The organism is Segnochrobactrum spirostomi (assembly GCF_009600605.1).
Classification (GTDB): Bacteria; Pseudomonadota; Alphaproteobacteria; order Rhizobiales; family Segnochrobactraceae; genus Segnochrobactrum; species Segnochrobactrum spirostomi.
This window is the reverse complement of the sequence record NZ_VWNA01000003.1, coordinates 712,434-735,643: the sequence shown is the minus strand read 5'-3', so window position 1 is coordinate 735,643 and position 23,210 is coordinate 712,434. Positions and strand designations below refer to the sequence as shown.

The 23,210-nt window shown below is 67.0% G+C and carries 19 protein-coding genes; 14 read left to right on the top strand and 5 right to left on the bottom strand.

Annotated features, from left to right (window positions below; translation table 11 throughout):
• Nucleotides 1–3 precede the first annotated feature (3 nt).
• From F0357_RS23400 to F0357_RS23390, 3 genes are all read right to left on the bottom strand, one after another.
• On the bottom strand, nucleotides 4–2,028 hold the full coding sequence (locus F0357_RS23400; RefSeq protein ID WP_312861798.1) for a hydantoinase/oxoprolinase family protein: 2,025 nt from the start codon (nucleotides 2,026–2,028) through the stop codon (nucleotides 4–6).
• 335 nt (nucleotides 2,029–2,363) lie between these two features.
• Nucleotides 2,364–3,320, bottom strand: coding sequence for an AraC-like ligand-binding domain-containing protein (locus F0357_RS23395; RefSeq protein WP_153491100.1), 957 nt, complete (start codon nucleotides 3,318–3,320; stop codon nucleotides 2,364–2,366).
• A 288-nt stretch (nucleotides 3,321–3,608) separates the two neighbouring features.
• The gene (locus tag F0357_RS23390) at nucleotides 3,609–5,846 is read right to left on the bottom strand and encodes an autotransporter outer membrane beta-barrel domain-containing protein (RefSeq protein ID WP_208948568.1); all 2,238 of its coding nucleotides are present in this window, start codon (nucleotides 5,844–5,846) and stop codon (nucleotides 3,609–3,611) included.
• Between the two features lie 1,704 nt (nucleotides 5,847–7,550).
• Between F0357_RS23390 and F0357_RS23385 the strand changes: the two genes are divergently transcribed.
• The 6 genes from F0357_RS23385 (at nucleotide 7,551) to F0357_RS23360 (ending at nucleotide 13,253) form a co-directional block, all read left to right on the top strand.
• The gene (locus tag F0357_RS23385; RefSeq protein ID WP_312861797.1) at nucleotides 7,551–8,561 is read left to right on the top strand and encodes a LacI family DNA-binding transcriptional regulator; all 1,011 of its coding nucleotides are present in this window, start codon (nucleotides 7,551–7,553) and stop codon (nucleotides 8,559–8,561) included.
• 102 nt (nucleotides 8,562–8,663) lie between these two features.
• Nucleotides 8,664–9,563: an ABC transporter substrate-binding protein gene (locus F0357_RS23380; RefSeq protein WP_153491595.1), complete on the top strand. Its 900-nt coding sequence runs from the start codon at nucleotides 8,664–8,666 to the stop codon at nucleotides 9,561–9,563.
• A complete protein-coding gene (locus F0357_RS23375; protein ID WP_153491092.1) occupies nucleotides 9,560–10,351 on the top strand; it encodes an ATP-binding cassette domain-containing protein in 792 nt (263 codons plus the stop codon). The genes F0357_RS23380 and F0357_RS23375 overlap by 4 nt, the downstream gene beginning before the upstream one ends.
• A complete protein-coding gene (locus tag F0357_RS23370; protein WP_153491089.1) occupies nucleotides 10,348–11,361 on the top strand; it encodes an ABC transporter permease in 1,014 nt (337 codons plus the stop codon). The genes F0357_RS23375 and F0357_RS23370 overlap by 4 nt, the downstream gene beginning before the upstream one ends.
• Complete coding sequence (locus tag F0357_RS23365) at nucleotides 11,358–12,464, top strand: phosphotriesterase family protein (protein WP_153491086.1); 1,107 nt, start codon at nucleotides 11,358–11,360, stop codon at nucleotides 12,462–12,464. The genes F0357_RS23370 and F0357_RS23365 overlap by 4 nt, the downstream gene beginning before the upstream one ends.
• Before the next feature lie 21 nt (nucleotides 12,465–12,485).
• Entirely contained in the window at nucleotides 12,486–13,253 is a 768-nt protein-coding gene (locus F0357_RS23360) for a glutamine amidotransferase (RefSeq protein ID WP_153491083.1), read from the top strand.
• Between the two features lie 2 nt (nucleotides 13,254–13,255).
• Here F0357_RS23360 and F0357_RS23355 read toward each other — a convergent pair whose 3' ends face one another.
• Nucleotides 13,256–14,170, bottom strand: coding sequence for a PfkB family carbohydrate kinase (locus F0357_RS23355; protein WP_153491081.1), 915 nt, complete (start codon nucleotides 14,168–14,170; stop codon nucleotides 13,256–13,258).
• Nucleotides 14,171–14,194: 24 nt separating this feature from the next.
• On the opposite strand from F0357_RS23355, the gene F0357_RS23350 reads away from it, so the two are divergent.
• Together F0357_RS23350 and F0357_RS23345 are read left to right on the top strand one after the other, a co-directional pair.
• Complete coding sequence (locus F0357_RS23350; RefSeq protein WP_153491078.1) at nucleotides 14,195–15,037, top strand: BtpA/SgcQ family protein; 843 nt, start codon at nucleotides 14,195–14,197, stop codon at nucleotides 15,035–15,037.
• 1 nt (nucleotide 15,038) lies between these two features.
• Entirely contained in the window at nucleotides 15,039–15,686 is a 648-nt protein-coding gene (locus F0357_RS23345; RefSeq protein ID WP_153491068.1) for a TenA family protein, read from the top strand.
• 9 nt (nucleotides 15,687–15,695) lie between these two features.
• Here the strand turns inward: F0357_RS23345 and F0357_RS23340 are convergent, their stop codons facing one another.
• On the bottom strand, nucleotides 15,696–16,430 hold the full coding sequence (locus F0357_RS23340) for a FadR/GntR family transcriptional regulator (protein WP_153491066.1): 735 nt from the start codon (nucleotides 16,428–16,430) through the stop codon (nucleotides 15,696–15,698).
• Between the two features lie 405 nt (nucleotides 16,431–16,835).
• Here F0357_RS23340 and F0357_RS23335 point away from each other — a divergent pair, with 405 nt between their 5' ends.
• The 6 genes from F0357_RS23335 to F0357_RS23310 all read left to right on the top strand — a co-directional run bounded on the left by F0357_RS23335 (nucleotide 16,836) and on the right by F0357_RS23310 (nucleotide 23,209).
• Nucleotides 16,836–17,819, top strand: coding sequence for an arabinose ABC transporter substrate-binding protein (locus F0357_RS23335; protein WP_153491063.1), 984 nt, complete (start codon nucleotides 16,836–16,838; stop codon nucleotides 17,817–17,819).
• A gap of 67 nt (nucleotides 17,820–17,886) precedes the next feature.
• Nucleotides 17,887–19,401 carry an L-arabinose ABC transporter ATP-binding protein AraG gene (araG, locus tag F0357_RS23330; RefSeq protein ID WP_153491059.1) on the top strand — a complete coding sequence of 505 codons (1,515 nt, stop codon included), beginning with the start codon at nucleotides 17,887–17,889 and terminating at the stop codon, nucleotides 19,399–19,401.
• Nucleotides 19,402–19,405: 4 nt separating this feature from the next.
• Nucleotides 19,406–20,356 (top strand): L-arabinose ABC transporter permease AraH, encoded by a 951-nt coding sequence (gene araH, locus F0357_RS23325; protein WP_153491048.1) that lies wholly within the window; start codon nucleotides 19,406–19,408, stop codon nucleotides 20,354–20,356.
• Between the two features lie 3 nt (nucleotides 20,357–20,359).
• On the top strand, nucleotides 20,360–21,277 hold the full coding sequence (locus F0357_RS23320) for an aldose 1-epimerase (protein ID WP_153491045.1): 918 nt from the start codon (nucleotides 20,360–20,362) through the stop codon (nucleotides 21,275–21,277).
• Nucleotides 21,274–22,422 (top strand): galactonate dehydratase, encoded by a 1,149-nt coding sequence (dgoD, locus tag F0357_RS23315; RefSeq protein WP_153491041.1) that lies wholly within the window; start codon nucleotides 21,274–21,276, stop codon nucleotides 22,420–22,422. Before F0357_RS23320 ends, dgoD begins: the two co-directional genes overlap by 4 nt.
• A 7-nt stretch (nucleotides 22,423–22,429) precedes the next feature.
• A complete protein-coding gene (locus F0357_RS23310) occupies nucleotides 22,430–23,209 on the top strand; it encodes an SDR family oxidoreductase (RefSeq protein WP_153491037.1) in 780 nt (259 codons plus the stop codon).
• Nucleotide 23,210: the final 1 nt, after the last annotated feature.

The window sequence follows — 23,210 nt, the reverse complement described above, 5'->3', positions numbered from 1 at the left end:
GGTTCAGTCTTTCACGCGGATGATGATGTTGAGATATTTGTCGACCTCGGCGCTCGCGCCGGGGGGGACCACGGTCGTGGAATCGAGCTGCTCGACGATCGCGGGGCCTTGGAAGCGGAAGCCGCAGGGCATCTGCGTGCGGTCGTAGACGGGGGTGTCGTGGCCCTCGCCCTCGAACCAGACCTGGCGGCGACCGGTCGGCTCCGGCACGAAGCCGGTCGGTTCGTGGACCGCAAACTCGGCCTTCGGAACGATGCCGATCGCCTTCAGATTGAGCCGGAAGAAACTGACCGGCGCGTCGTCGCGGCGGAAATTGTATTCGCGCTGATGCTCGGCGTGGAAGCGGGCGACGAGGTCGCCGATCGCGCCGATGGGGCTCGGCGCGTCGACGGCGAGCGAGCGCCATTGGCCCGAATACATCATGTCGATCGAGCGCTGCAGGACGATGTCGGTGCGGGCCACGCCCTCGTGGATGAGGCGATCGACCGCCTCGCGCTCGAGGGCGGCGAAGCGCGCCTCGATGTCGGCCGGATCGGCATCGCCCGCAGCCATCATGCAGCTCTGCGAGAAGTCGTGCTGCATATCGACGAGGAGGCAGCCGAGCGCCGAGGTCACGCCGGGATTGGGCGGCACGATGACGACGGGGATCGCGAGTTCGCGCGCCACGTCGACCCCGTGGAGCGCCCCGGCACCGCCGAAGGCGACGAGGGCGAAATCGCGCGGATCGTAGCCGCGGCTGATCGAAATGAGCCGCACGGCATCCGACATGTTGGCGTTGGCGACCTTGAGGATCGCGTCGGCCGCTTCGTGGAGCCCGAGCCCGAACGGCTTGGCGACGCCCTCCTCGACCGCGCGCTCGGCGAGCGCCGGATCGAGCATCACCTTGCCGCCGGCGAGGCGGGTGCCGAGCCGGCCGAGCGTGACGTTGGCGTCCGTGTTGGTGGGTTGGGTGTTGCCGTTGCCGTAACAGGCGGGTCCCGGAAAGGCGCCGGCCGATTGCGGGCCGTTGCGCAGCGATCCGGCCGGATCGGTCCAGGCGAGCGAGCCGCCGCCGGCCCCGATCGTCAGAACCTCGATCGAGGCGAAGCGGATCGGGTAGCCGAACTCGATGTACCAATCCTTGGTGACGCGCGATTGCCCGTCATAGGCGAGCGACACGTCGGTCGAGGTGCCGCCCATGTCGAGGCCGATCGAATGGGGAAACCCGCACAGGCCGGCGATGTAGCGGCTCGCGATGGCGCCGGCGGCAATCCCTGAGCCGGCGAGCCGGGCGGCGAAGTCCTTCACGCTCGCCGGGGTCATGACGCCGCCGCCGGTGTGGAGGAGCAGGAGATCGCGGGTATAGCCGTCCTTGGCGAGGCGGTCGCCGAGGCGGGTCGTGTAGTCGACGACGACGGGGCTCACCACGGCGTTGGCGACCGTCGTCGAGAAGCGCTCGTGCTCGAAGATCTCGGGCAGGACCTCGGAGGAGATCGAGATCGGAACGTCCGGGATCCCCTCGCGCAGGATGTCGCGCATCCGCCGCTCGTTCTCGCCGTTGAGATAAGCATTCATGAAGCAGACGGCGACCGCGGCGACGCCGCGCCGTTTGAGCACGAGGGCGACCCGGCGGGCCGCCTCGACATCGAGCGGTTCGAGGATGATCCCCGCCGCATCGATCCGCTCGGGCACGGTGAGCCGGTCGCGCCGCGGCACATAGGGCTTCACCACGTCCTTGTAGGTGTCCCAGAGGTCTTCCTTGTTGGCGCGCCGGATCTCGATGACGTCTCGGAAGCCGTGGGTCGTCACCACGGCGGTGCGCGGCAAGCGCCGGGTGATGAGCGCATTCGTCGCGACGGTGGTGCCGTGGGAGAACAGCGCGACCTGATCGAGCGCGATGCCCGCCTTCTCGACGCCGTCCATGATGCCGTCGATCGGATCGGGGGTGGACGACGTCTTTTCGATCCGGATGAGGCCGGTCGCCTCGTCCATGATGCAGATGTCGGTGAAGGTGCCGCCGACATCGACGGCCACGCGGAGGTTCTGCACGTTGTGACGTCCCTTGAGGCGCGCCTGTCCGCGGGCGAAGGCGGAGAGCGAGGCGCCGAACCTTGATCGAGGCGCCGGCACCTGCGGGGTCGCCGCAGAGCCCGGAGCCGAGGGCAATTAGAGCCGGCTTCGGGCGATCGCTCTTGACGCTGAGTGCGTTGAGACTTGTTCCAGAGAGCACACGGGCCTTGTCGCCCGGCGTGGCCGCTCTGGCCACGGGCCTGCGTGCCGACGCCGCAGGCGGGGCGTCTGGGCGCGGGAACGGGCGATGCGTGTGGAAGGGGCGCCCGGGGGCGTTGTAGGCGGGCCGGGTATCCGAAGCTATCGGGCGTCTATCACGCCGAAGGCCGGGCCGCAGCCCTGGCTTCGCTCGGCGTGCAGCCGAACTGGCGCCGGTAGGACCGGCTGAACTGCGCCTGATCGCCGAAGCCCCAGCGATAGGCGATCTCGGCGATGCTCGAGCGGCAGGCCGGATCGCGCAGCATGGCGTCGCACATCAAGAGGCGCTGATTGCGGATATAGGCCCCGACCGTGATCCCGGCGGCCTCGAAGATCTGGTGCAGATAGCGGAGCGAGATGCCGCATCCGTCGGCGACGGTCTGTGGGGTCAGGCGGGCGTCGGCCAGACGGCGGCGGATGAAGTGCTCGCAGCGGTGCAGGTGCGCGTCCCGCATCGAGGAGGAGTTCCCCGCGAGCACCCGGTCGTCGGATTCGATCGCCATTGCGAGCAGATCCACGAGCTGGCGTCCCACGAGGGCGCGCGCCGCCTCGTCCATCTCCCCGATCCGGGCGTGGGTCAGCCGCACCATCTCGGTAAACACGGCGCCGATCGAGCGGGAGGCATCGAATTGGAGCGTCGCGAGGCGCTCCGGCCGGGACACGTGCGCCCGCAGCACGGAACTCGGGATCTTCATCACCCAGAGGGCGGCCGGATCGCGGTGGCTGAATTCGTAAGGCAGGTGGCTGCGCTCGATGAGGAAGGCGCCCGGCCGGCACAGCACGTCGCGGCCGTCCTGTTCGAACCGGATCTCGGTCTGCTCCGGGACGGTGACGAGATAGCATTCCTCCTGTTCGTTGCGCAGGTGGTGCTCGCCCCGGCGATAGAGCAGCCCGTCCGAGATGTTGCGCGAGACCGAAACCGCGCCGAGCGTCCAGGCATCGAGGCTGCCCGCGAAATCGACGCCACCGGCGAACTTGATCTCGAGCGGGAAATAGGTTCGAGACACGACGTCCTGCCAATAATGGCGGCGGCCGTGTGGAGGAAGCTCGCGCGTCGTGTAGGCGACCTGCATGTCCGTCCTCTCAGACGTCAAGCCGCGTCGGGCGTCGCGCTCGCGCGTCGCTGCCCGCGAGCCGGCACCGCGCCGTCAAAGCGCATGCCGGCCGAACGGCCGTGTTCCCCTCGGGGCCACCGTCGGCTGCGGGCCATGACAGGCTCGAAGATCCGCGGTGTTCTTGTGCCCCGGCTAAAGCACGGACCGTGCCAACGCGCCGCCGCCATGACGCCCGGACCGATCCGGAGCATACTATGACAGCGGCGCGCGGCCTTTGCCAATCGGCGCGATACGCGTTTCGTTTGGTCAGAACTTGATCGACACGCGCCCGTCGATGGCGTTGTCCTGGGACGAGCCGGCGAGCTGGCCGGCATAATGCAGGCCGACGGTGACGTTCGGCGTCGCCGTGAAGTCGAAGCCGACGCCGACCAAGGCCGTGTTGCGCGCGATCGGGATGCCGGTCTCCTGGAACGCCGAGCCACCTGCCTCGAACGACAAGGTCGAGACTGGCGTCGTGTCGCCGAAGGCATATTGCCAGCCGAGGCTGGCGGACGCCGTGAGAGTGCCGCCGTTGACGGCGAAGCCCTTGGCGGCGCGCAGGCCGAGGGTCGTGAACGTGTTGTCCTGGGTCGACGACCCGCTCTGGAGCCCCGCCGCCCCGCCGGTCTCGCTCATCGCGTCGGTGTGGAGGCTGACATAGGCGATGCCGGCGAACGGCTCGAGATCGGCATAGGGCGTCGAAATCCCGTAACCGGCCTCGGCGAACACCTGCGTCGTGCCGGCGTCGTAGGACGACGACAGGGCATTCGTGAAGCCCATGACCGAGATCGACCGGTTCACCGAGAGATCATGCCACGTATAGCTGGTGCCGACGCGCAGACCGAGCGCCCCGAACGTGGCGCCGCCATAGACGGCGAGATCGTAGTTGTCGCTCTGGCCGGAGGACGAGAGGCTATTGGACTCGAACTGGGACTGGGAATAGCCGGCGGCGACGCCGATGCGGGCATTGTCGCCGATCGGGTTGTCGAGGCCGGTGACGAAGCCGCCCATCGAGCGGGAGACGTCGGCGACGCCGTTGCTGCCCTCGCCGTCGCCCCAACTGCCGTAGGCCTGGGTCCAGACGGTGGGAAGAAGGCCGGGCATGAGGGCCGCAGTCTGGGGTCCGGTGGCCGGCGCGGCGAGACCGGCGAAGGCCTGCCGGAGGCGCCCCGTCACGGCATCGCGCAGATAGACCGACTGGGCCTGGAACACGGTGTCGATGGAGGGATAGATCCCGCCGGAGAGATCGTTGAACGCGGCCGGCGCCGTCGCATCGCTGAGCGAGACGACGGCATTCATGAACGGCGTGCCGAGGGGCACCGTGTCGAGGGCGGCGGCGACAGCGGCCTGGTTGGGGTTTTGGGCGGCCGAGGTGAAGGGCACGCCGTTGCGGGAGCTCTGCACAAGGAGGCCGTTCGGCTGATAGGCGACGGCGAAATCGAGAAACGGATATTGGGTGGCGAAGTCGTCGTTGACGGTGGTGAACCGGCCGTTCACGCCGCCGGCGGCCTTGAGGATGGTCAAGGTGTTGATGCCGACGGCGGTGCCGTTGGCGGCCTCGAGGAGAAGGGTCGCGCCGTTCTGGATGGTGATGGGTCCGCCGGCATTGATGAGGTCGGCGGTTCCGTTGGGGCCGAGCTGGGCGCCATAGGCGGAGCCCTGGCCGAAGGCGACGGCGCCGGCGACGTTGAGGGTTCCGACTGAATTGCCGGGGGAGATTATGCCGCCGCTGGCGGCGATAAGGTTGCCGCCGATGAAGCCGTTACCGGACACGAGGCCGGAGGTGATGACGGTTCCGCCGATGGAGCCGTTGTCGACGAGCCAGCCGGCATTGAGGACGGTGCCCTGAATCGATCCCGCGACGACGAGGGCGGCGCCCTGAGCGATGGCGGTGCCGCCGGTATAGGTGTTGGCGCCGGAGAGGATCTCGGTTCCGCCGGCGATGACGAGGGCGCCGCCGGTGCCGCCGTCATAGCCGCCGTCGGCGATGGTGCCGGAGAAGGTTCCGGAGGCGTTGGTGAGCACCAGGGTGCGGCTGCCGAGGGAGACGAGACCGCCGCCGGAGAGCGAGGTGATCGCGGTCTCTGTGGTGGTGTCGCTGTAGCCCGGAACGTAACCGACACCGGAGATGTCGAAGACGCCGTTGTTCACGATGGCCGAGGACTGGGAGATGGTGCCAGGCCCGACGAGGGCGAGCCAGCCGTTCGGGTCGATGATCGTCTCACCGGTATAGGTGTTGTCGGCGCTGAGTTTGAGCTGAGCGCCGGAGGTCACCTCGACATTGCCGGGACCGGAGATGACACCAGCCATGCCCAGTTGGCCTTGATTGCCCATGGCGGTCGTGACGGTGAACGGCGAGGCCGCCGTCGTCTCCACCGGCGCATCCGTCACGAAAAAGGAGGTGATTCCAGTCGCCCGCTTCTCTAGGTCGTAGAGAACGGAACTGTGTTCGAAAAATCCAATTCCAATGATCTCGGTGGGCTTGTCGACAGCCGTCAGTTCCACAGCATTCGTCTCATCTGCCAATCCGCTGCTCGCGACGACGTTCTGAAGCAGCGTTCCAGATGGGGCATAAATGCCTAATGAAGAGCCTGGGTAGGCGAGTCCGCCAGAAAGAACGAAATTTGTCGGCAGAGATTGATCAATATACTGTGTAATATCGCCATTTACGCTAACATTATACCAGGGCGTGCCGCTATCAAGTAGCGTCGGCTCTGAGAAAGACAGCGTCGATTTGCCGGTCGGGTCAGTCAATCGGTAAGAAAGTATGATGCTGCCGAAATGCGAGCTATTCGCGCCAGATACCGGAAACGGCATATCCTTAGCGGAGGACGGGAGCCAAGACAGGCGCGTCTCGAACTGCGCTCGCAATTGCTGCGTCAGTCCGAGAATGGCGGTCGGTTTGCAGTTTACAGATGTCCGCTCACAGTTTGCGGCTACCAAGTACCCCGTATTTGTAGCTTGTCCAAAAATACCACCGAGTAAGACATCGGATCCCTGGTCCGTGCTCTTCAAGGTTGTAAAACTAGAGACTCCAAATATACCTTGCGCGTCTGCTCTTAGCTCGGCGGTGTCGCGATGCTTGTACGTCATGCCGACCACAAACGGACTTCCCGAGGACGTCAATGTCGTAGCGAGAGAATCGGAATGAGGGTAATAAAACTCAATCTGTGAGACGCCTACCGCGTTCGAATGAAATCCATACGTACTGTTTCCATAATTATAAACAATTCCACTAGCAATCGGCGTGAAAGCGCGCGGAGCAGCTGCGCCATCCATCTTGCCTTGGAAATAAGATGATCCAGTATCGAACATATAGTCTTGTGGTGCGCCGCCGTCGACGCCAACTCTGATCATGAGTCGCAGATAGTTAGGAGGAGAAAACTCCGTAATGGTTTTATAGAATATTGGGATGTCGGTCGCATGCACTACGCCGGTGCTTGCGGCGAGAAAAACGGCAGCGTGGATGGCGATGAGCGCCTCACCGCGTCGCCTGCCGCGGACGGCGGACCCCAAGTGCGCCACTTGCTCTGCAACCGGCTTCACTGCGCGACTCGGTCTCAGCGTCAGCGCGTGGCGAACACGCCGCGCCCGGTCCATTGCCCTTGCCATCATCCCCTATCCCCAATCTTGCGACCGCGCAGCGGCGTGCTTTGCCAACGCTGCGGTGTCGTCGACGCCGAACCCCACGCTCAGGCGACGCGCTATTCGAGGCGCCGCAGCATCGTAGCAATCCCGATTGGACGAGTCATGGCAAAATTACCGGCGGAGCGGATCCCGGATACCCAAATCGAGTGACGTCGAATCGTCATATTACAAAGGCTGCACGCGAACGCCTCCGAAGGAGAGTCGCGTATGCTTACGCTCGGCAGTAAAGGCCGCTCAAGAGCGCGTCGAGACGTCCGTGAGCCTTGAGAACACCATACACGGTGTCGCGCTCCCCGCCGCAGTCACCCCGCGGCGCCCCGTCAAGAGACGTTGATTCCACGTTCCGGTCGCCCGATCCGCGCCCGCGGACGATCTTCACCCGCTTGACAGATCGGCGTGTTCGCGTTTCAGTTAAGCGGTTTAGTAAAGCGCTTAACAAGTTCGGTCGAGGTCGTCTGCTACGCGGGTTTGGTCCTCTGCGCCGTATCGGCGCGGAAGCCACACTCGCCGGGGCAGGGTCTCGCGCTGGATTGGGACGGAGCGGAGCGGGGAACGGGTGCGGTGAGAGAGAAGAGGCCTCCCAGCCTGAAGGATGTCGCGGCCCTCGCCGGTGTCTCGTCGGCGACGGTGTCGCGCCTGCTCAACGGCACCTTGGAACTCCCGCAGGAGACCCGAGCCCGCATCGACGAGGCGATCCGTTCGCTCGATTACAGCCCGAACCCGCACGCCCGCCGCTTGAGCCGGGGCCGGTCCGACACCATCGGCCTCGTCGTCCCGGATATCGCCAATCCGTTCTTCGCGACCTTCGTCGCCGCGGTGGAGCAGGAAGCCGATCGTCACGGCCTCGCGGTGTCCCTGCACGCTACCTTGAACCGGACCGAGCGCGAGATCGCCTATCTCGACCTGATCGCCCGCAACCATCTCGACGGGCTGATCTTCGTCACCAATCACCCCGACGACGGCACGCTCGCCGCGCGGATCAGCCGCTCCGGCAAGGTCGTGGTGGTCGACGAGGACGTGCCGGGCGCCCAGGCACCGAAGATCTTCTGCGACAACGTTCAAGGCGGACTGCTCGTGGGCCGCCATCTCGCGACGTTCGGCCATCGCCGGGTGCTCTTTCTCGGCGGTCCACCCGAGATGATCAGCGCGCGGCGCCGCGCCGAAGGGCTCCGCCGCGGTCTTGATCCGGAGGCGGAGATCACCGTCTGGCACGGCGACTACACGATCGAGTTCGGCCGCGCGGCGGCCCAGCGCTTCCTGGCCGAGCGCCGCCGCGAGCGGGCCATCTTCGCGACCTCGGACGAGATCGTGATCGGCCTCATGGAGGTGTTCCGGGAGCGGGGCGTCTCGGTGCCGGCCGACGTGTCGATCGTCGGCTTCGACGATGTCGGTCCCCTGCATCTCTTCGCGCCCGCCATGACGGCGGTACGCCAGCCGGTGAGCGCGCTCGGAAGGCGCGCCGTCGAACGTCTTCTCGAAACCGATTGGGCGGCACCCGCCGATCTTCACAAGGCGGAACTGATGCCCATCGAACTCGTCGTGCGGGATTCCGTCGCCCCGCCGCTCGATTGAACAAGAAAAACGCGACGCTTCCAAACCTGAAAAGCCACCAGAGAGAGGATCGACACCGTGAAGACCAGCATCACCCGCAGATTGTTCACCCTCGCGCTCGGCATGACGGCACTCGGCGCGTCGCTTATGCCCGCCGCGGCGGTGGGCAAGACCTACGCGCTCATCCAGATCAACCAGCAGGCGCTCTTCTTCAATCAGATCAACGAGGGGGCCCAGAAGGCGGCCGACGCCGCCGGCGACAAGCTCGTGATCTACAACGCCAACAACGATCCGGCGGCGCAGAACAGCGCGATCGAGACCTACATCCAGCAGAAGGTGGACGGCTTCATCGTCGTCGCCATCGACGTCAACGGCATCATGCCGGCCGTCAAGGAAGCGGCCGACGCCAAGATCCCGGTCGTCGCCATCGACGCCATCCTGCCGGCCGGCCCGCAGAAGGCGCAGGTCGGCGTCGACAACGCCAAGGCCGGCGCCGACATGGGCGCGTTCTTCCTCGATTATGTCGCGAAGAACGGCGGCACGGCGAAGGTCGGAATCGTCGGGGCTCTCAACTCCTACATCCAGAACGTGCGCCAGAAGGGCTTCGAAGACGCCATCAAGGGCAAGTCGGGTGTCGAGGTCGTCGCCGTCGTGGATGGGCAGAACATTCAGGACAACGCGCTCGCGGCGGCGGAGAACCTCATCACCGGCAATCCCGATCTGACGGCGATCTATGCGACCGGCGAACCCGCCCTGATGGGCGCGATCGCCGCGGTCGAAAGCCAGGGCAAGCAGGACAAAATCAAGATCTTCGGCTGGGATCTCACCGCCCAGGCGATCGCCGGCATCGACAAGGGCTACGTCGCGGCGGTGATCCAGCAGGACCCTGCCGGCATGGGCGCGGCGGCGGTCAAGGCGCTCGACGCCGTGACGTCCGGCGGGACCGTCGAGAAGTTGGTGTCGGTGCCGATCACCATCGTCACCAAGGCGAACGTCGATCCCTACCGGGCCGTCTTCAAATGAGGCCTGAGACCGTGACCGGGGCCGGGGAGCGCGTTGCTCCCCGGCTGGACGGGGCTCCGCCACGGGTGTCGCTCAAGGGGATCGTCAAGACCTTCGGATCCCATCAGGCCCTGCGCGGCGTCGATCTCGATCTCTTTCCCGGCGAATGCCTCGGCCTCGTCGGCGACAACGCGGCGGGCAAGTCCACCCTGACCAAGGTGATCTCGGGAACCTACATCCCCGACGGCGGCACCATCGAAGTGGACGGCCGGCCGGTCGTCTTCGCCGGCCCGGCCGACGCCCGCGCTCGCCACATCGAGATGGTCTTTCAGGATCTGAGCCTGTGCGACCACATCGATGTCGTGGGTAACCTGTTCCTCGGGCGCGAAAAGAGCCGGGGTCTCTTCCTCGATCAGGCGGCGATGATGGCCGAGGCGCGCCGGATGCTCGAGGCGCTGGAGATCCGCATCCCGCGTCTGACGGCGAAAGTGGAGAAGCTCTCCGGCGGCCAGCGGCAGGCGATCGCGATCGCCCGCGCCGCGGCGTTCGAGCCGAAGGTGCTGATCATGGACGAGCCGACCTCGGCGCTCGCCGTGGCGGAGGTCGAGGCGGTCCTGGCGCTCATCAACCGGGTCAAAGCCCGCGGGGTTTCCGTCGTGCTCATCACGCACCGTTTGCAGGATCTTTTTCGCGTCTGCGACCGCATCGCCGTCATGTACGAGGGCACCAAGGTCGCCGAGCGCCGCATCGGAGAGACGAACCTGGAAGACCTCGTGAAGCTCATCGTCGGTGAGGGAGGGCACCGATGAGCGCCTATACCGAACGGGCCGCCGGATCGCCGGTCGCCGATTTCCTCGCCGAGCACGCGCAGATCCTCTCCATCACCGTGTTCTTCGTGGCGTGCCTTGCCTTCTTCACGGCGGGCACGAACACCTTCATGACCGCCGGCAACATCCTCAACGTGCTGCGGCAGGCCGCGCCGGTGTTGATCGTCGGTCTCGCCATGACCTTCGTCATCATCACCGGCGGCATCGATCTGTCGGTCGGGTCGCAGGTGGCGCTCGTCAACGCGGTCGCGGCGATCGCCATGGCGAGCGGGTTGCCCTGGCCGGCGGCGACGGTCGCCATGCTCGTGCTGGGGGCCGTGATGGGCCTCGCGCAAGGCTGGTTCATCGCCTATCAGGGCGTCGCCGCCTTCATCGTCACGCTCGCCGGCCTCTCCATCCTGCGGGGCCTCGCCCTCTACCTCACCCAGGGCTATTCGATCCCGATCAACGATGCGCCCGGGTTCTTCTGGCTCGGTCGCGGCGATCTCCTCGGCATTCCGGTGCCGGCACTCATCGCGGTGGTGTTCGCCGTCGTCGCCTATGTCGCGATCCGCTCGACGCGCTATGGCCGGCAGGTCGTGGCGGTCGGCTCGAACATGGAGGCGGCGCGGCGCGTCGGGATGCCGGCGCGTTGGGTCATCGCCTCGGTCTACATGATCTCGGGCCTCTCCTGTGCGGTGGCCGGTCTTCTCGTCGCCGCGCGCCTCGGATCGGGCTCCTCGAACGCAGGCGTCGGCTTCGAGCTTCAGGTCATCGCGGCGGTCGTGCTCGGTGGCACGTCGCTGACCGGCGGGCGGGGGACCATCCTCGGCACGGTGCTCGGGACCCTGACGATCGCGGTCATCGGCAACGGGCTCATCCTCATGCACATCTCGCCCTTCTTCACCCAGATCGTGACGGGTGCGATCATCCTGGTGGCGATCTGGCTGAACACGCGCGTGTTCAATGCGAAGTTCCGGCTGCCCGTGCGGGCGGGGGGCAAGAAGCGATGAGTGCGACCTCGTCTCCGCCCACGGCTTCCTCGCTCTCGGAGGCTCATGTCGGCTCCGGCACCGTCATGACGGTCGACGGGCCGGTGCCTGCCGTGACGCTCGGCATGACGCTGATGCACGAGCACATCCTCAACGATTGCCGCTGCTGGTGGAACAAGCCGAAGGAGCCGGAGCGGCAATATCTCGCCTCGAGCTTCGTCTGCGTCGAGATCCTCTCGGAACTCCGGCAGGATCCGTTCGTCAATCTCCACAACATCGCGCTCGACGACGAGGCATCGGCGATCGAGGAGCTCAAGCTCTTCGCCGGTCTCGGCGGGCGCACGGTGGTGGAGCCCACGTGCCAGGGCATCGGGCGCGATCCGCTTGCGATGCGGCGCGTGTCGCGGGCGACCGGGCTCAATGTGGTGATCGGCGCCGGCTATTATCTCGGCTCGTCGCACCCGGAAAAGGTCGCCCGCATGAGCGCGGACGACATCGCCGCCGAGATCGTCGCGGAGGCCGTGCACGGGATCGGTGATACCGGCGTCCGCATCGGTCTCATCGGCGAGATCGGCGTCTCCGCGGACTTCACGGCGGAGGAACGCAAATCCCTCGCCGGGGCCGCGCGGGCGCAGAAGCTCACGGGGCTGCCGCTCATGGTGCACCTGCCGGGCTGGTTTCGCCGCGGCCACGAGGTGCTCGATCTCGTCGAGCGGGAGGGCGGCGATCCCGCCCACACCGTGCTCTGCCACATGAACCCGTCGCACGACGATTTCGCGTATCAGTCCTCGCTCGCGGCGCGGGGAGCCTTCATCGAATACGACATGATCGGCATGGATTTCTTCTATGCCGACCAGGGCGTCCAGTGTCCGAGCGACGAGGAATGCGCCCGCGCGATCGTTCGCCTGATCGAGGCGGGCCACGCCGGCAGCATCCTCCTGTCTCAGGACGTCTTCCTGAAGATGATGCTGACGCGCTATGGCGGGAACGGCTATGCCTTCGTGCCCAAGCACTTCCTGCCCCGCCTCAAACGCCATGGCGTCGACGACGTGACGCTGTCGAGCCTCCTCACCGACAACCCGCGCGCGGTCTTCGACGCCGCATTCCGCTCCGCGCGGTCCTGATATCCGGAGACGATCGAGATCATGACGAAGAATGTGCTGCTCGTCGGCGAGAGCTGGGTCAGCTCCGCCACGCATTACAAGGGGTTCGACCAGTTCGGGTCGGTCACGTTCCACCTCGGGGCCGAGCCTTTGGTGAAGGCGCTCGAGGGCAGCGAGTTCAAGCTCACCTACATGCCCGCGCACGAAGCGGCGGACAAATTCCCGTTCGATCTCGACGGGCTCCGGGCCTACGACGCGATCATCCTGTCCGACATCGGCGCCAACACGCTGCTGCTGCCGCCCGAGGTGTGGCTCCACTCCCGCACCGTGCCGAACCGGCTGAAGCTCATCCGAACGTTCGTCGAAGGCGGCGGCGGGCTCCTCATGGTCGGCGGCTATTTCTCGTTCCAAGGCATCGACGGGAAGGCCCGCTGGCGCCGGACGGCCGTCGAGGACGTGCTGCCGGTCTCGTGCCTGCCCTATGACGATCGGGTGGAGATCCCGGAAGGGACGACGGCCGACATCGTTCAGCCGGGCCACCCGGCGGTCGCCGGCCTCACCGGGATCGCCTGGCCGCCGCTGCTCGGCGTCAACGAGGTCGAGGCGAAGCCGGGTGCGGAGGTTCTCGCCCGGCTTCCGGCCGATCAGGGCGGCCATCCGCTGCTCGTCCTCGGCCGCTACGGCGAGGGGCGCACGGCGGCGTGGACGTCGGACATCGGTCCGCACTGGTTGTCCCCGGCCTTCTGCGCCTGGGAAGGCTACGGCCGGCTTTGGAAGAACATCCTCGGTTGGATCACCGAAGGCCGTTGACCTCAGCGGCTCTCCGGCGCCTCGGCGCTCGCGAGGATTTCGGACATCTCCGTCGCGGTCGGGAAGGCGGCGACGGTGCCGCGCCGCCCGATCGTGAGGGCCGCTGCGCGCGCGCCGTGCGAGAGCGCCAGAGGGTCCAGCGGCCCCCGCGAGATCGCCGACGCCAGCGCCGTCCCGAGGAAGCTGTCGCCGGCTCCGGTGGTGTCGACAGGGTGGGCAGGCGCGGCGGGCACGGCGACGACGCTTCCGGCCGTCGCGAGTAGCGATCCCGCAGCGCCGAGCGTGACGACGGCAATCGTCGCGCCCATCGCGCGGAGCGCGGTCGCTGCCTCGGTGCCGTCGAGGCCGGTCAGATCGTGCGCCTCGTGGCTGTTGACGAACACGATGTCGGCGAGGGCGAGCATGGCGGCGAACGCGGGACGCATCGGCGAGGGATTGAAGGCGGTAGCGAGCCCGCGACGCCGGGCGATCGCGAGCGCGGCCTCGGTCGTCTCGTCGCGCAGGTTGCCCTGCAGGATCACCCAGTCGCCCGCCGTCGCGTCGCGCAGTGCCGTCTCGACGTCGGCTGGCTTCAGGGCTTCGGCGCAGGCGACGGTCGTGACGATCGCGTTCTCGGCGTCGGGTCCGGACAGGATGATGGACCGGTCGCTGGGCAAGTCGGGGCGCGATACGAGCCGGGCCGTCAGCGGCTCCGCCGCGAGCCGCGCCGTGATCGCGGCGGCGGCGGCATCCGCGCCGATCGCCGCGACGAGGACGGTCGGCACGCCGCATCGGCCGATCACGACTGCCTGGTTACAGCCCTTGCCGCCCAGATCGGCGGTGAGGCCCGAGGCGAACAGCGAGACGCCCGGCTGGGGCCAGGCTTCCACGGCGAGCGTCTCGTCCCATGCAACATTGCCGATCACGTAAGCTTTCATTGAACTCAGCCCGGAGGGAAGTCGATGCAGTCCATTTCTAATTTATCGGGCGGAGCGATAAAAGAAATATTCGGGCGTGACAAGGTATTGATCGGGATGATCCATTGTCCGCCTTTCCCGGGTGCGCCGCGCTATCGAGGCGCAGGCATGAAGGCGATCCTCGACGATTGCCTGCGCGACGCTGAAGCACTGGTTGACGGCGGCATTCACGGCCTCATCATCGAGAACCACGGCGACATCCCGTTTTCGAAGCCGGACGATATCGGTCCTGAGACGGCCGCCTGTATGGCCGTCGTTACGGACCGCATCGGGCGCGCAACCGGGGTGCCGCTCGGCATCAACGTCCTCGCCAACGCGCCGCTTCCGGCGCTGGCGGCAGCCGTGGCCGGCGGTGCGCGGTTCATCCGCGTCAATCAATGGGCGAACGCCTACGTCGCGAACGAGGGCTTCATCGAAGGGCGGGCCGGCGAGGCGATGCGCTACCGCGCGAGCCTCAGAGCGGACGACGTGAAGATCTTCGCCGACAGCCATGTGAAGCACGGCGCCCATGCGATCGTGGCCGACCGCTCGATCGAGGAGCTCACCCGCGATCTCGCCTTCTTTGACGCCGATGCGGTGATCGCGACCGGGCAGCGCACGGGCCACGCGGCCTCGATCGAGGAGATCGAGACCATAGGCGGGGCGACGCACCTTCCGGTCCTCGTCGGCTCCGGCGTGAACGAGGGCAACGTCGTCGCCATCCTGGAGCGCACGGCGGGCGTGATCGTCGCCTCCTCCCTGAAGGTCGGCGGCGTATGGTGGAACCCGGTCGATCCCGATCGTGTCCGCAGCTTCGTGGCGGCGGCCGCGCCGGCGCTGGAGGCCTGAGATGAGCGAGACCCTGTCGGAGCGCATCCTGCGCGAGAACGCCGACGTCTTCGCCGCGATGATCGATCATCGCTTCGTTCGCGATATCGAGGCTGATCGCCTGCCGTCCCCCGTGTTCGACCGTTACCTCGTCTACGAAGGGGCTTTCGTCGAGACGGCGGTGGCGATCTTCGCCTTCGCCGTTGCGCGCGCACCCGGGATGGTCGGGCGGCGGTGGTTCGTCGGCGTTCTCAATGCGCTCGTGAACGAGCAGATCGTCTATTTTGAGCAGACCTTTGCCGCACGCGGCATCGACCCCGCCGCCTACGACGTCCGCCGGCCGGCGGTCGCCGAGTTCCGCGACGGCATGCTCGCGATCGCCGAGGCGGGGACCTACCTCGACGTCGTCGCCGCGATGTTCGCCGCCGAGTGGATGTATTTCACCTGGTGCACGCGGGCGAGCACCGCCGCCATCTCCGATCTGCTCCTCAAGGCGTGGGTGGATCTCCACGCCGCCCCGGAGTTCGAGGCGCAGGCACGCTTCCTGAAGGACACGCTGGATGCGGCGGGTCCCGGCCTCACCGAGGCGGAGGCCGCTCGTCTCTCTGCGGTGTTCGGACGGGCGCAGGCGTTGGAGATCGCCTTTCACGAGGCGGCCTACGCGGTGTGAGGCGAGTTCCTACCGCCGCGGCAGGCTGAGGTCGCGGGCGGCGGTTTGCAGGATTTCCTCAGAGGCGCGGTGGGCGGCGGCGCGGTCGCGCATGCGCAGCGCTTCGACTAGGCGGCCGTGGATCTCGATCGCCTCGCGGTGGGAATGGACGGAACGGTTCGAGCGGTCGAGCGAACGGGTCAAGGCGGCGTCGATGATGCCGGACAATTGCTCGAACACGCGGTTGCCGCTCGCCCGCATCAGCACGCGGTGGAACTCCGCATCGGCCGCGGTGAAGGCCTGATCGTCGCCGGGCGCGGCGTCGCGCATCGCCTCCCAGGCGGCGTGAAGCGCGGCGACGTCGGCGAGGCTCGCCCGCTCGGCGGCAAGCGCCGCCGCGAATGGTTCGATCGCCTGCCGGGCTTCGAGCACCGCGGCGAGGAGATCGGCGTCGACGACCGATTCCCCCATCCAATCGAGCAGTTCGGCGTCGAGCAGGTTCCAGTCGGACCGCGGCCGGACCCGCGTGCCGGCGCGGGCGCGCGAGCGCACCACGCCCTTCGATTCGAGCGTCTTGAGCGCTTCCCGGACGACGGAGCGGCTGATCGAATATTCGGCGCAGAGATCCTGCTCGCGGGGCAGCGTCGAGCCTTCCGGAAAACGGCCTTCGACGATGGCGCGGGCGAGCGCGACGGTGAAGTCGCGGCCGACGCGCGGACGCGGGCGCGGCGGCACACGCTGCAGGTCGGCGGACGCAAGGCTCATGACGGCGTTCTCAACGGCATCGGATCGTCTCGGATTCGGCCCTTCACTTCTCATGTGCCGCGCGGCCGTGCCAGCCCCCTCGCTCATCCCAAGCGACCCGGGAGGTCCGGTTCGACCGGCGGGACCGCCATGCCGGACCTGCCGTCGGCGACGCGGCGGTCACTCCGCGCGCGGCGACGTCTCGGCATTCCCGCGCTCCCCTTCGGAACGCAAATGTGATGGCCGGCCGACGCGGCGCGGGCAGGGGCCGCTCTTATCATTCCTCATGTTCCCTCATTCTTTCAGGTCGGACAACGCGCATTTTATGTCTGACACTAGGATTGACTCATCCGACAATTCTCATACCATTCGCACCAACAACCGCACGCGTCCGAGGTGACGCGGCTTTCCCTGGGAGGAAGACGAATGAAGCTCTGGCAACGTACGATTCTGGCCGGCGCGGCGCTGCTGTTCGCCGCGGGCGCGGCCCATGCCGAGGACGTGAAGATCGGCTTCGTCGTGAAGCAGCCTGAAGAGCCCTGGTTCCAGGACGAATGGAAGTTCGCCCAGCAGGCGGCGAAGGAAAAGGGCTTCACCCTCGTCGAGATCGGCGCCGAGGACGGCGAGAAGGTGATGGCGGCTATCGACAATCTGGGCGCTCAGGGCGCGCAGGGCTTCATCATCTGCACCCCGGACGTGAAGCTCGGCCCCGGCATCGTCGCCAAGGCGGCCGCCAACAATCTCAAGCTGATGACGGTCGACGACCGGCTCGTCGACAATTCCGGCCAGCCGATCGAGAGCGTGCCCCACATGGGCATCTCGGCGACCAAGATCGGCGAAGCGGTGGGTGATGCCATCGCCGGCGAGATCAAGAAGCGCGGCTGGAACCTGGCCGACGTCGGCGCGATCAAGGTCTCCTACGACCAGCTCCCGACGGCCGTCGACCGCGTCAACGGCGCGATCGAGTCGCTCGAGAAGGCCGGCTTCCCCGAAAAGAACATCTTCAACGCCCCGCAGGCGAAGACCGACACCGAGGCCGCGCTCAACGCCGCCACGACGGTCCTGAACGCCCATCCGGATATCAAGCACTGGATCGCCTTCGGCCTCAACGACGAGGCCGTTCTCGGCGCGGTGCGTGCCACCGAGAGCGTCGGCATTCCGGCTGCAAACGTGATCGGCGTCGGCATCGGCGGCGCGGACTCGGCGATCAACGAGTTCAAGAAGCCGACCCCGACCGGCTTCTTCGGCACGGTCATCATCTCGCCGAAGCGTCACGGCTACGAGACCTCGGTCGACATGTACGAGTGGATCGCCGACAACAAGGCGCCGCCGGCGCTCACCCTGACGAGCGGCGAACTCGCGACCCGCGACGATTATCAGCAGGTGCGCAAGCAGCTCGGCCTTCAGTGAGCATCGTCTCGATCGCCGGCGGCGGGTTCTCCCGCCGTCGGCCTTCTCGTCGTCGGGTGGCGTAACGATGGCCTTTCTCGAATTTTCGAGCCTTTCGAAGTCCTATCCCGGCGTGCGGGCGCTCTCCGAGGTCGGTTTCGCCGTGCCGAAGGGTAGCGTTCACGGCCTGATGGGCGAGAACGGCGCCGGCAAATCGACCCTGATCCGCATTCTGTCCGGCGACACGCGCCCGGACGAGGGCGAGATCCGCATCGACGGCGTCGCCCAGCGCTTCACCTCGACGCGGGACGCCTTCGACGCCGGCGTCGTCGTGGTGCACCAGGAGCTCCAGCTCGTCCCCAACCTGTCGGTTGCGGAGAATCTGCGGCTCGGCCGCTTCCCGCAGACCGGCGGCGTCATCGATTTTCGCGCGATGTTCGAAGAAGTCGGCAAGACGCTCGCCGACATCGGCATCGACGTCGATCCGCGTGCCAAGATTTCCGCGCTCTCGATCGGCGAGAGGCAGATGGTCGAGATCGCCAAGGCGGTCATGATCGACGCCCGCGTCATCGCCCTCGACGAACCGACCTCCTCGCTCTCCTCCCGGGAAAGCGAGATCCTGTTCCGCCTGATCGATCGGCTGCGCGCCGCCGGCAAGGTGATCCTCTACGTCTCCCACCGCCTCGACGAGATCTTCCGCCTCTGCGATGGCTGCACGGTGCTGCGCGACGGCACGCTCGCCGCCCATCATCCCACCATGGAAGGCGTCACCCGCGACCGCATCGTCTCCGAGATGGTGGGGCGCGAGATCTCCAACATCTGGGGCTGGCGGCCGCGTCCCGCCGGCGAGGTTCGCCTCGCCGTGGAAGGCTTGAGCGGCAGCCGCGTTCCGGAACCGCAGAGCTTCGTCGCCCGCGCGGGTGAGGTGCTCGGCTTCTTCGGCCTCGTCGGTGCCGGCCGTTCGGAACTGATGCGCCTTGTGTTCGGCGCCGACGCCGCGGCGAGCGGGCGGGTGATGATCGACGGCGCGCCGCTGCGACCGATCGATCCTGGCACCGCGATCCGCGCCGGTCTGGTGCTCTGCCCGGAAGACCGCAAGGCGGACGGCATCCTCCAGGGCCGCTCGATCACCGAGAACGTCGCGATCTCCTCGCGTCGTCACCATTCGCCGTTCGGCATCATCCGCCCGGCGATCGAGGGCGCGACGGCGGATCGCTTCATCGGTGCTCTGCGCATCCGCACGCCGTCGCGGCGCCAGGACATCGTCAACCTGTCCGGCGGCAACCAGCAGAAGGTCATCCTGGCCCGCTGGCTCTCCGAGCCGAACATCAAGGTCCTCATCGCCGACGAGCCGACCCGTGGCATCGACGTCGGCGCCAAGGCCGAGATTTACGAGATCCTCTATTCGCTCGCCGAAAAGGGCGTCGCGGTCGTGGTGATCTCAAGCGAATTGCCGGAGATCATCGGCATTTCCGACCGCGTCCTGGTGATGTGCGACCGCCGCATCACAGCCGAATTCCAACGCGCAGAGGTTTCCGAAGCGGCGCTCCTCGCGGCGGCGCTGCCGGAGAAGACCGCCCCGCGCTTCGCTGAGAAGGTCTGATCCGATGGCCAATACCCTGAAGCGCATCCTGCTCGGCGAGCAGGGGCTCATCGTGCTGTTCGTGATCGCCTTCGCGGCGGTCTCGCTCGCGGTGCCGAATTTCCTCACCGAGCGCAACATCCTCGGCCTGCTCCAATCGCTGGTGACGATCGGCATCGTCTCCTGCACGATGATGCTGTGCTTGGCCTCCCGCGATTTCGACCTCTCGGTCGGCTCGACCGTCGCCTTCACCGGCATGATCGCGGTGATGGTCTCGAACGCCACGGGCTCGATCCCGGTCGGCCTGCTGGCGGCGCTCGCGGCGGGTAGCCTCGTCGGCCTCGTCAACGGCACGGTGATCGCGAAATTGCGCATCAACGCGCTCATCACGACGCTCGCGACGATGCAGATCGTGCGCGGCTTCGCCCTCATCTCGTCCGACGGCCGGGCGGTCGGAATCAACGATTCGACATTCTATTCGCTCGCGCTGAGCCGCTTCCTCACGGTGCCGACGCCGGTGTGGGTGATGATCGCGCTGTTCGTCGTGTTCGGTTTTGTGCTGAACCGCACCGTGTTCGGCCGCAATACGCTCGCGATCGGCGGCAACCCCGAGGCCTCGCGCCTCGCTGGCGTCAATGTCGACCGGGTGCGGATCTGGATCTTCACCCTCCAGGGCTTCATCTGCGCGGTCGCCGGCATCCTGCTCGCCTCGCGCATCACCTCGGGCCAGCCCAACGCGGCGACGGGGCTCGAACTTTCCGTCATCTCGGCCTGCGTGCTCGGCGGTGTCTCGCTCGCCGGCGGCCGGGCGACGATCAGTGGCGTCATCATCGGCGTGCTCATCCTCGGCATCGCCGAGAACGCGATGAACCTGCTCAACATCCAGGCCTTCTACCAATATGTGGTGCGCGGCCTGATCCTTCTGTTCGCCGTGCTCCTCGACAACCTGCGCTCGCGGGCGCTCGGCCGGCGCTGAGCCATGGCGACGCTTCACCTCGCGGCACACGGCTTCGACCTCGGCGTTTCGACGCGGGGCGGCGTGGTTACGCGGCTCGGCTGGCGGGGCGACGACGGCGCGCGCGTGCCGCTGCTGCGTGAGGTGGCGGACGATCCGTCGCCTGAACACGCAGCGGCCTTCCCCATGGTGCCGTTCGGCAGCCGGCTGCGCGGCAACGGTTTCGCCGTCGGCGGTGTTCACCACCGGTTTGCGCCGAACACGGTCGATCCGCTCTATCTGCACGGCGACGGCTGGCTCGGGACGTGGGAGATCGAGCGGCAGGACGACACCGCGCTGACGCTCGCCTTCGCCCATCGCAACGGGGACTATGATTACGAGGCGCGGCAGACTTTCGCGCTCGCGCCAGGCTTGGTCTCGGTCGGTCTGTCCGTCGTCAACCGCGGCTCCGCGCCGATGCCGTACGGTCTCGGCTGGCATCCCTATTTCCCGCGGGCGGCCGACACGCGGCTCACCGCCCCCTACCGCTTCGCCTGGACGGAAGGGGACGGATACCTGCCCGAGGCGCCCGTGCCGCCGCCGCCCGACCTCGATTTCGCGGCCGCCGCACCGATCCCCGACCGCTGGATCAACACTCTGCTCGAAGGGTGGAGCGGCCGCGCCGAGATCGTATGGCCGGCGCGACGGACCGGGCTCGCCCTGGAAGCCGACGCATCGGCCCGCCACGCCGTGATGTACGCGTCCGATGCCGAGCGCGATCCGTCCTATCGCGGCGACTGGTTCTGCTTCGAGCCGATGACCCATCTCGCCGGGGCCAACGATCGGCCCGATCTCGGCGGGCTCGTCCTGCTCGCCCCCGGCGAAAGCCTCTCTCTCGCCGTGCGGCTCAGCCCGCGGCGCCTTTCCGATCCGTTTGAGCCTCGCGAGGCGGCCTCTTCATGAAGATCACCAAATTCACCACCTACATCGTCCCGCCACGCTGGCTTTTCCTGAAGATCGAGACGGACGAGGGCGTCGTCGGTTGGGGCGAGCCCGTGGTCGAGGGCCGTGCGCTCACCGTCGAGGCGGCGGTCCACGAGCTCTCCGATTATCTCATCGGCAAGGACCCGTTCCTGATCGAGGATCATTGGAACGTCCTCTATCGCGGCGGCTTCTATCGCGGCGGCGCGATCCACATGAGCGCGCTCGCCGGCATCGATCAGGCTCTCTGGGACATCAAGGGCAAGGCGCTCGGCCAGCCGGTGCACCAGCTTCTCGGCGGGCGCTGCCGCGATCGCATCAAGGTCTATTCCTGGATCGGCGGCGACCGGCCGTCCGACGTCGCGAACGCCGCCAAGGAGGCGGTCGCCCGGGGCTTCAAGGCCTTGAAAATGAACGGCTGCGAAGAGCTCCAGATCGTCGACACCCACGACAAGGTCGACCGCGCGGTCGAGACCATCGCCATGGTGCGCGAGGCGGTCGGACCGCACATCGGCATCGGCGCGGATTTCCACGGCCGCGTCCACAAGCCGATGGCCAAGGTGCTGGTGAAGGCGCTCGAGCCCTACCGGCTGATGTTCATCGAGGAACCCGTCCTTTCGGAGAACCGCGAGGCGCTGAAGGAGATCGCCAACCATTGCTCGGTGCCGATCGCGCTCGGCGAACGGCTGTTCTCCCGCTGGGACTTCAAGGGGGTCTTCGAGGACGGCTTCGTCGACATCATCCAGCCCGACCTCTCCCACGCCGGCGGCATCACCGAATGCCGCAAGATCGCGGCGATGGCCGAGGCCTATGACGTCGCCCTCGCGCCGCACTGCCCGCTCGGGCCGATCGCGCTCGCAGCCTGCCTCCAGGTCGATGCGGTGAGCTACAACGCCTTCATCCAGGAGCAGAGCCTCGGCATCCACTACAATCAGGCGAACGATATCCTCGATTACATCTCGAACAAGGAGGTGTTCCATTACGAGGACGGCTTCGTCTCGATCCCCGATGGCCCGGGCCTCGGCGTCACCGTGGACGAGGATTATGTGATCGAACGGGCCAAGGAAGGCCACCGCTGGCGCAACCCGATCTGGCGCCATGCCGACGGCAGCTTCGCGGAATGGTGAGGACACGATGACGGGGCGGCTCGCCGGCAAGCGGATCATGGTGACGGGCGCGGCGCAGGGCATCGGCGCCGCGATCGCGCAGGCCTTTCATCGCGAGGGGGCGAAGCTCCTGCTGATCGACCGCGACCCTGCTCTGCTCGCGGAGACCGTGACCGCGCTCGAGGCCGCCGGTGCGACGCTCGTCTCGACGGTCGCCGACATCACCGACACGGCGGCGATCACCGCCGCCGTGGAGCATGCCGGGGAGACGATCGGGCGGATCAATGCGCTCGTGAACAATGCCGGCATCAACGTGTTCGGCACGCCGCTCGAGACCGACGACGCGACCTGGAATCGCTGCTTCGACGTCAATCTCAAGGGCGCCTGGAACTGCTGCCGCGCGGTGCTGCCGGGGCTCATCGCGGAGGGCGGCGGCGCGATCCTTAACATCGCCTCGACCCACGCCTTCACCATCATCCCGCACACCTTTCCCTATCCGCTCGCCAAGCATGCCCTGCTCGGCCTCACGAAGTCGCTCGCCCTCGAATATGCGGCCGAGGGCGTGCGGGTGAACGCGCTCGCGCCCGGCTATGTCGCGACCCAGAAGGTGCTCGATTATTGGAACGGGCAGCCCGATCCGGTCGTCGCCAAGGCCGAAACGATGCGCCTGCATCCAGGCGGACGGATCGCCACGCCGGAAGAGATCGCGCTCGCGGCCGTGTTCATGATCTCCGACGAATGTCCGTTCATGAACGCTGCCTGCCTGACCGTCGACGGCGGCCTCAGTGTCCAGCAGCATCCGGCTTAAG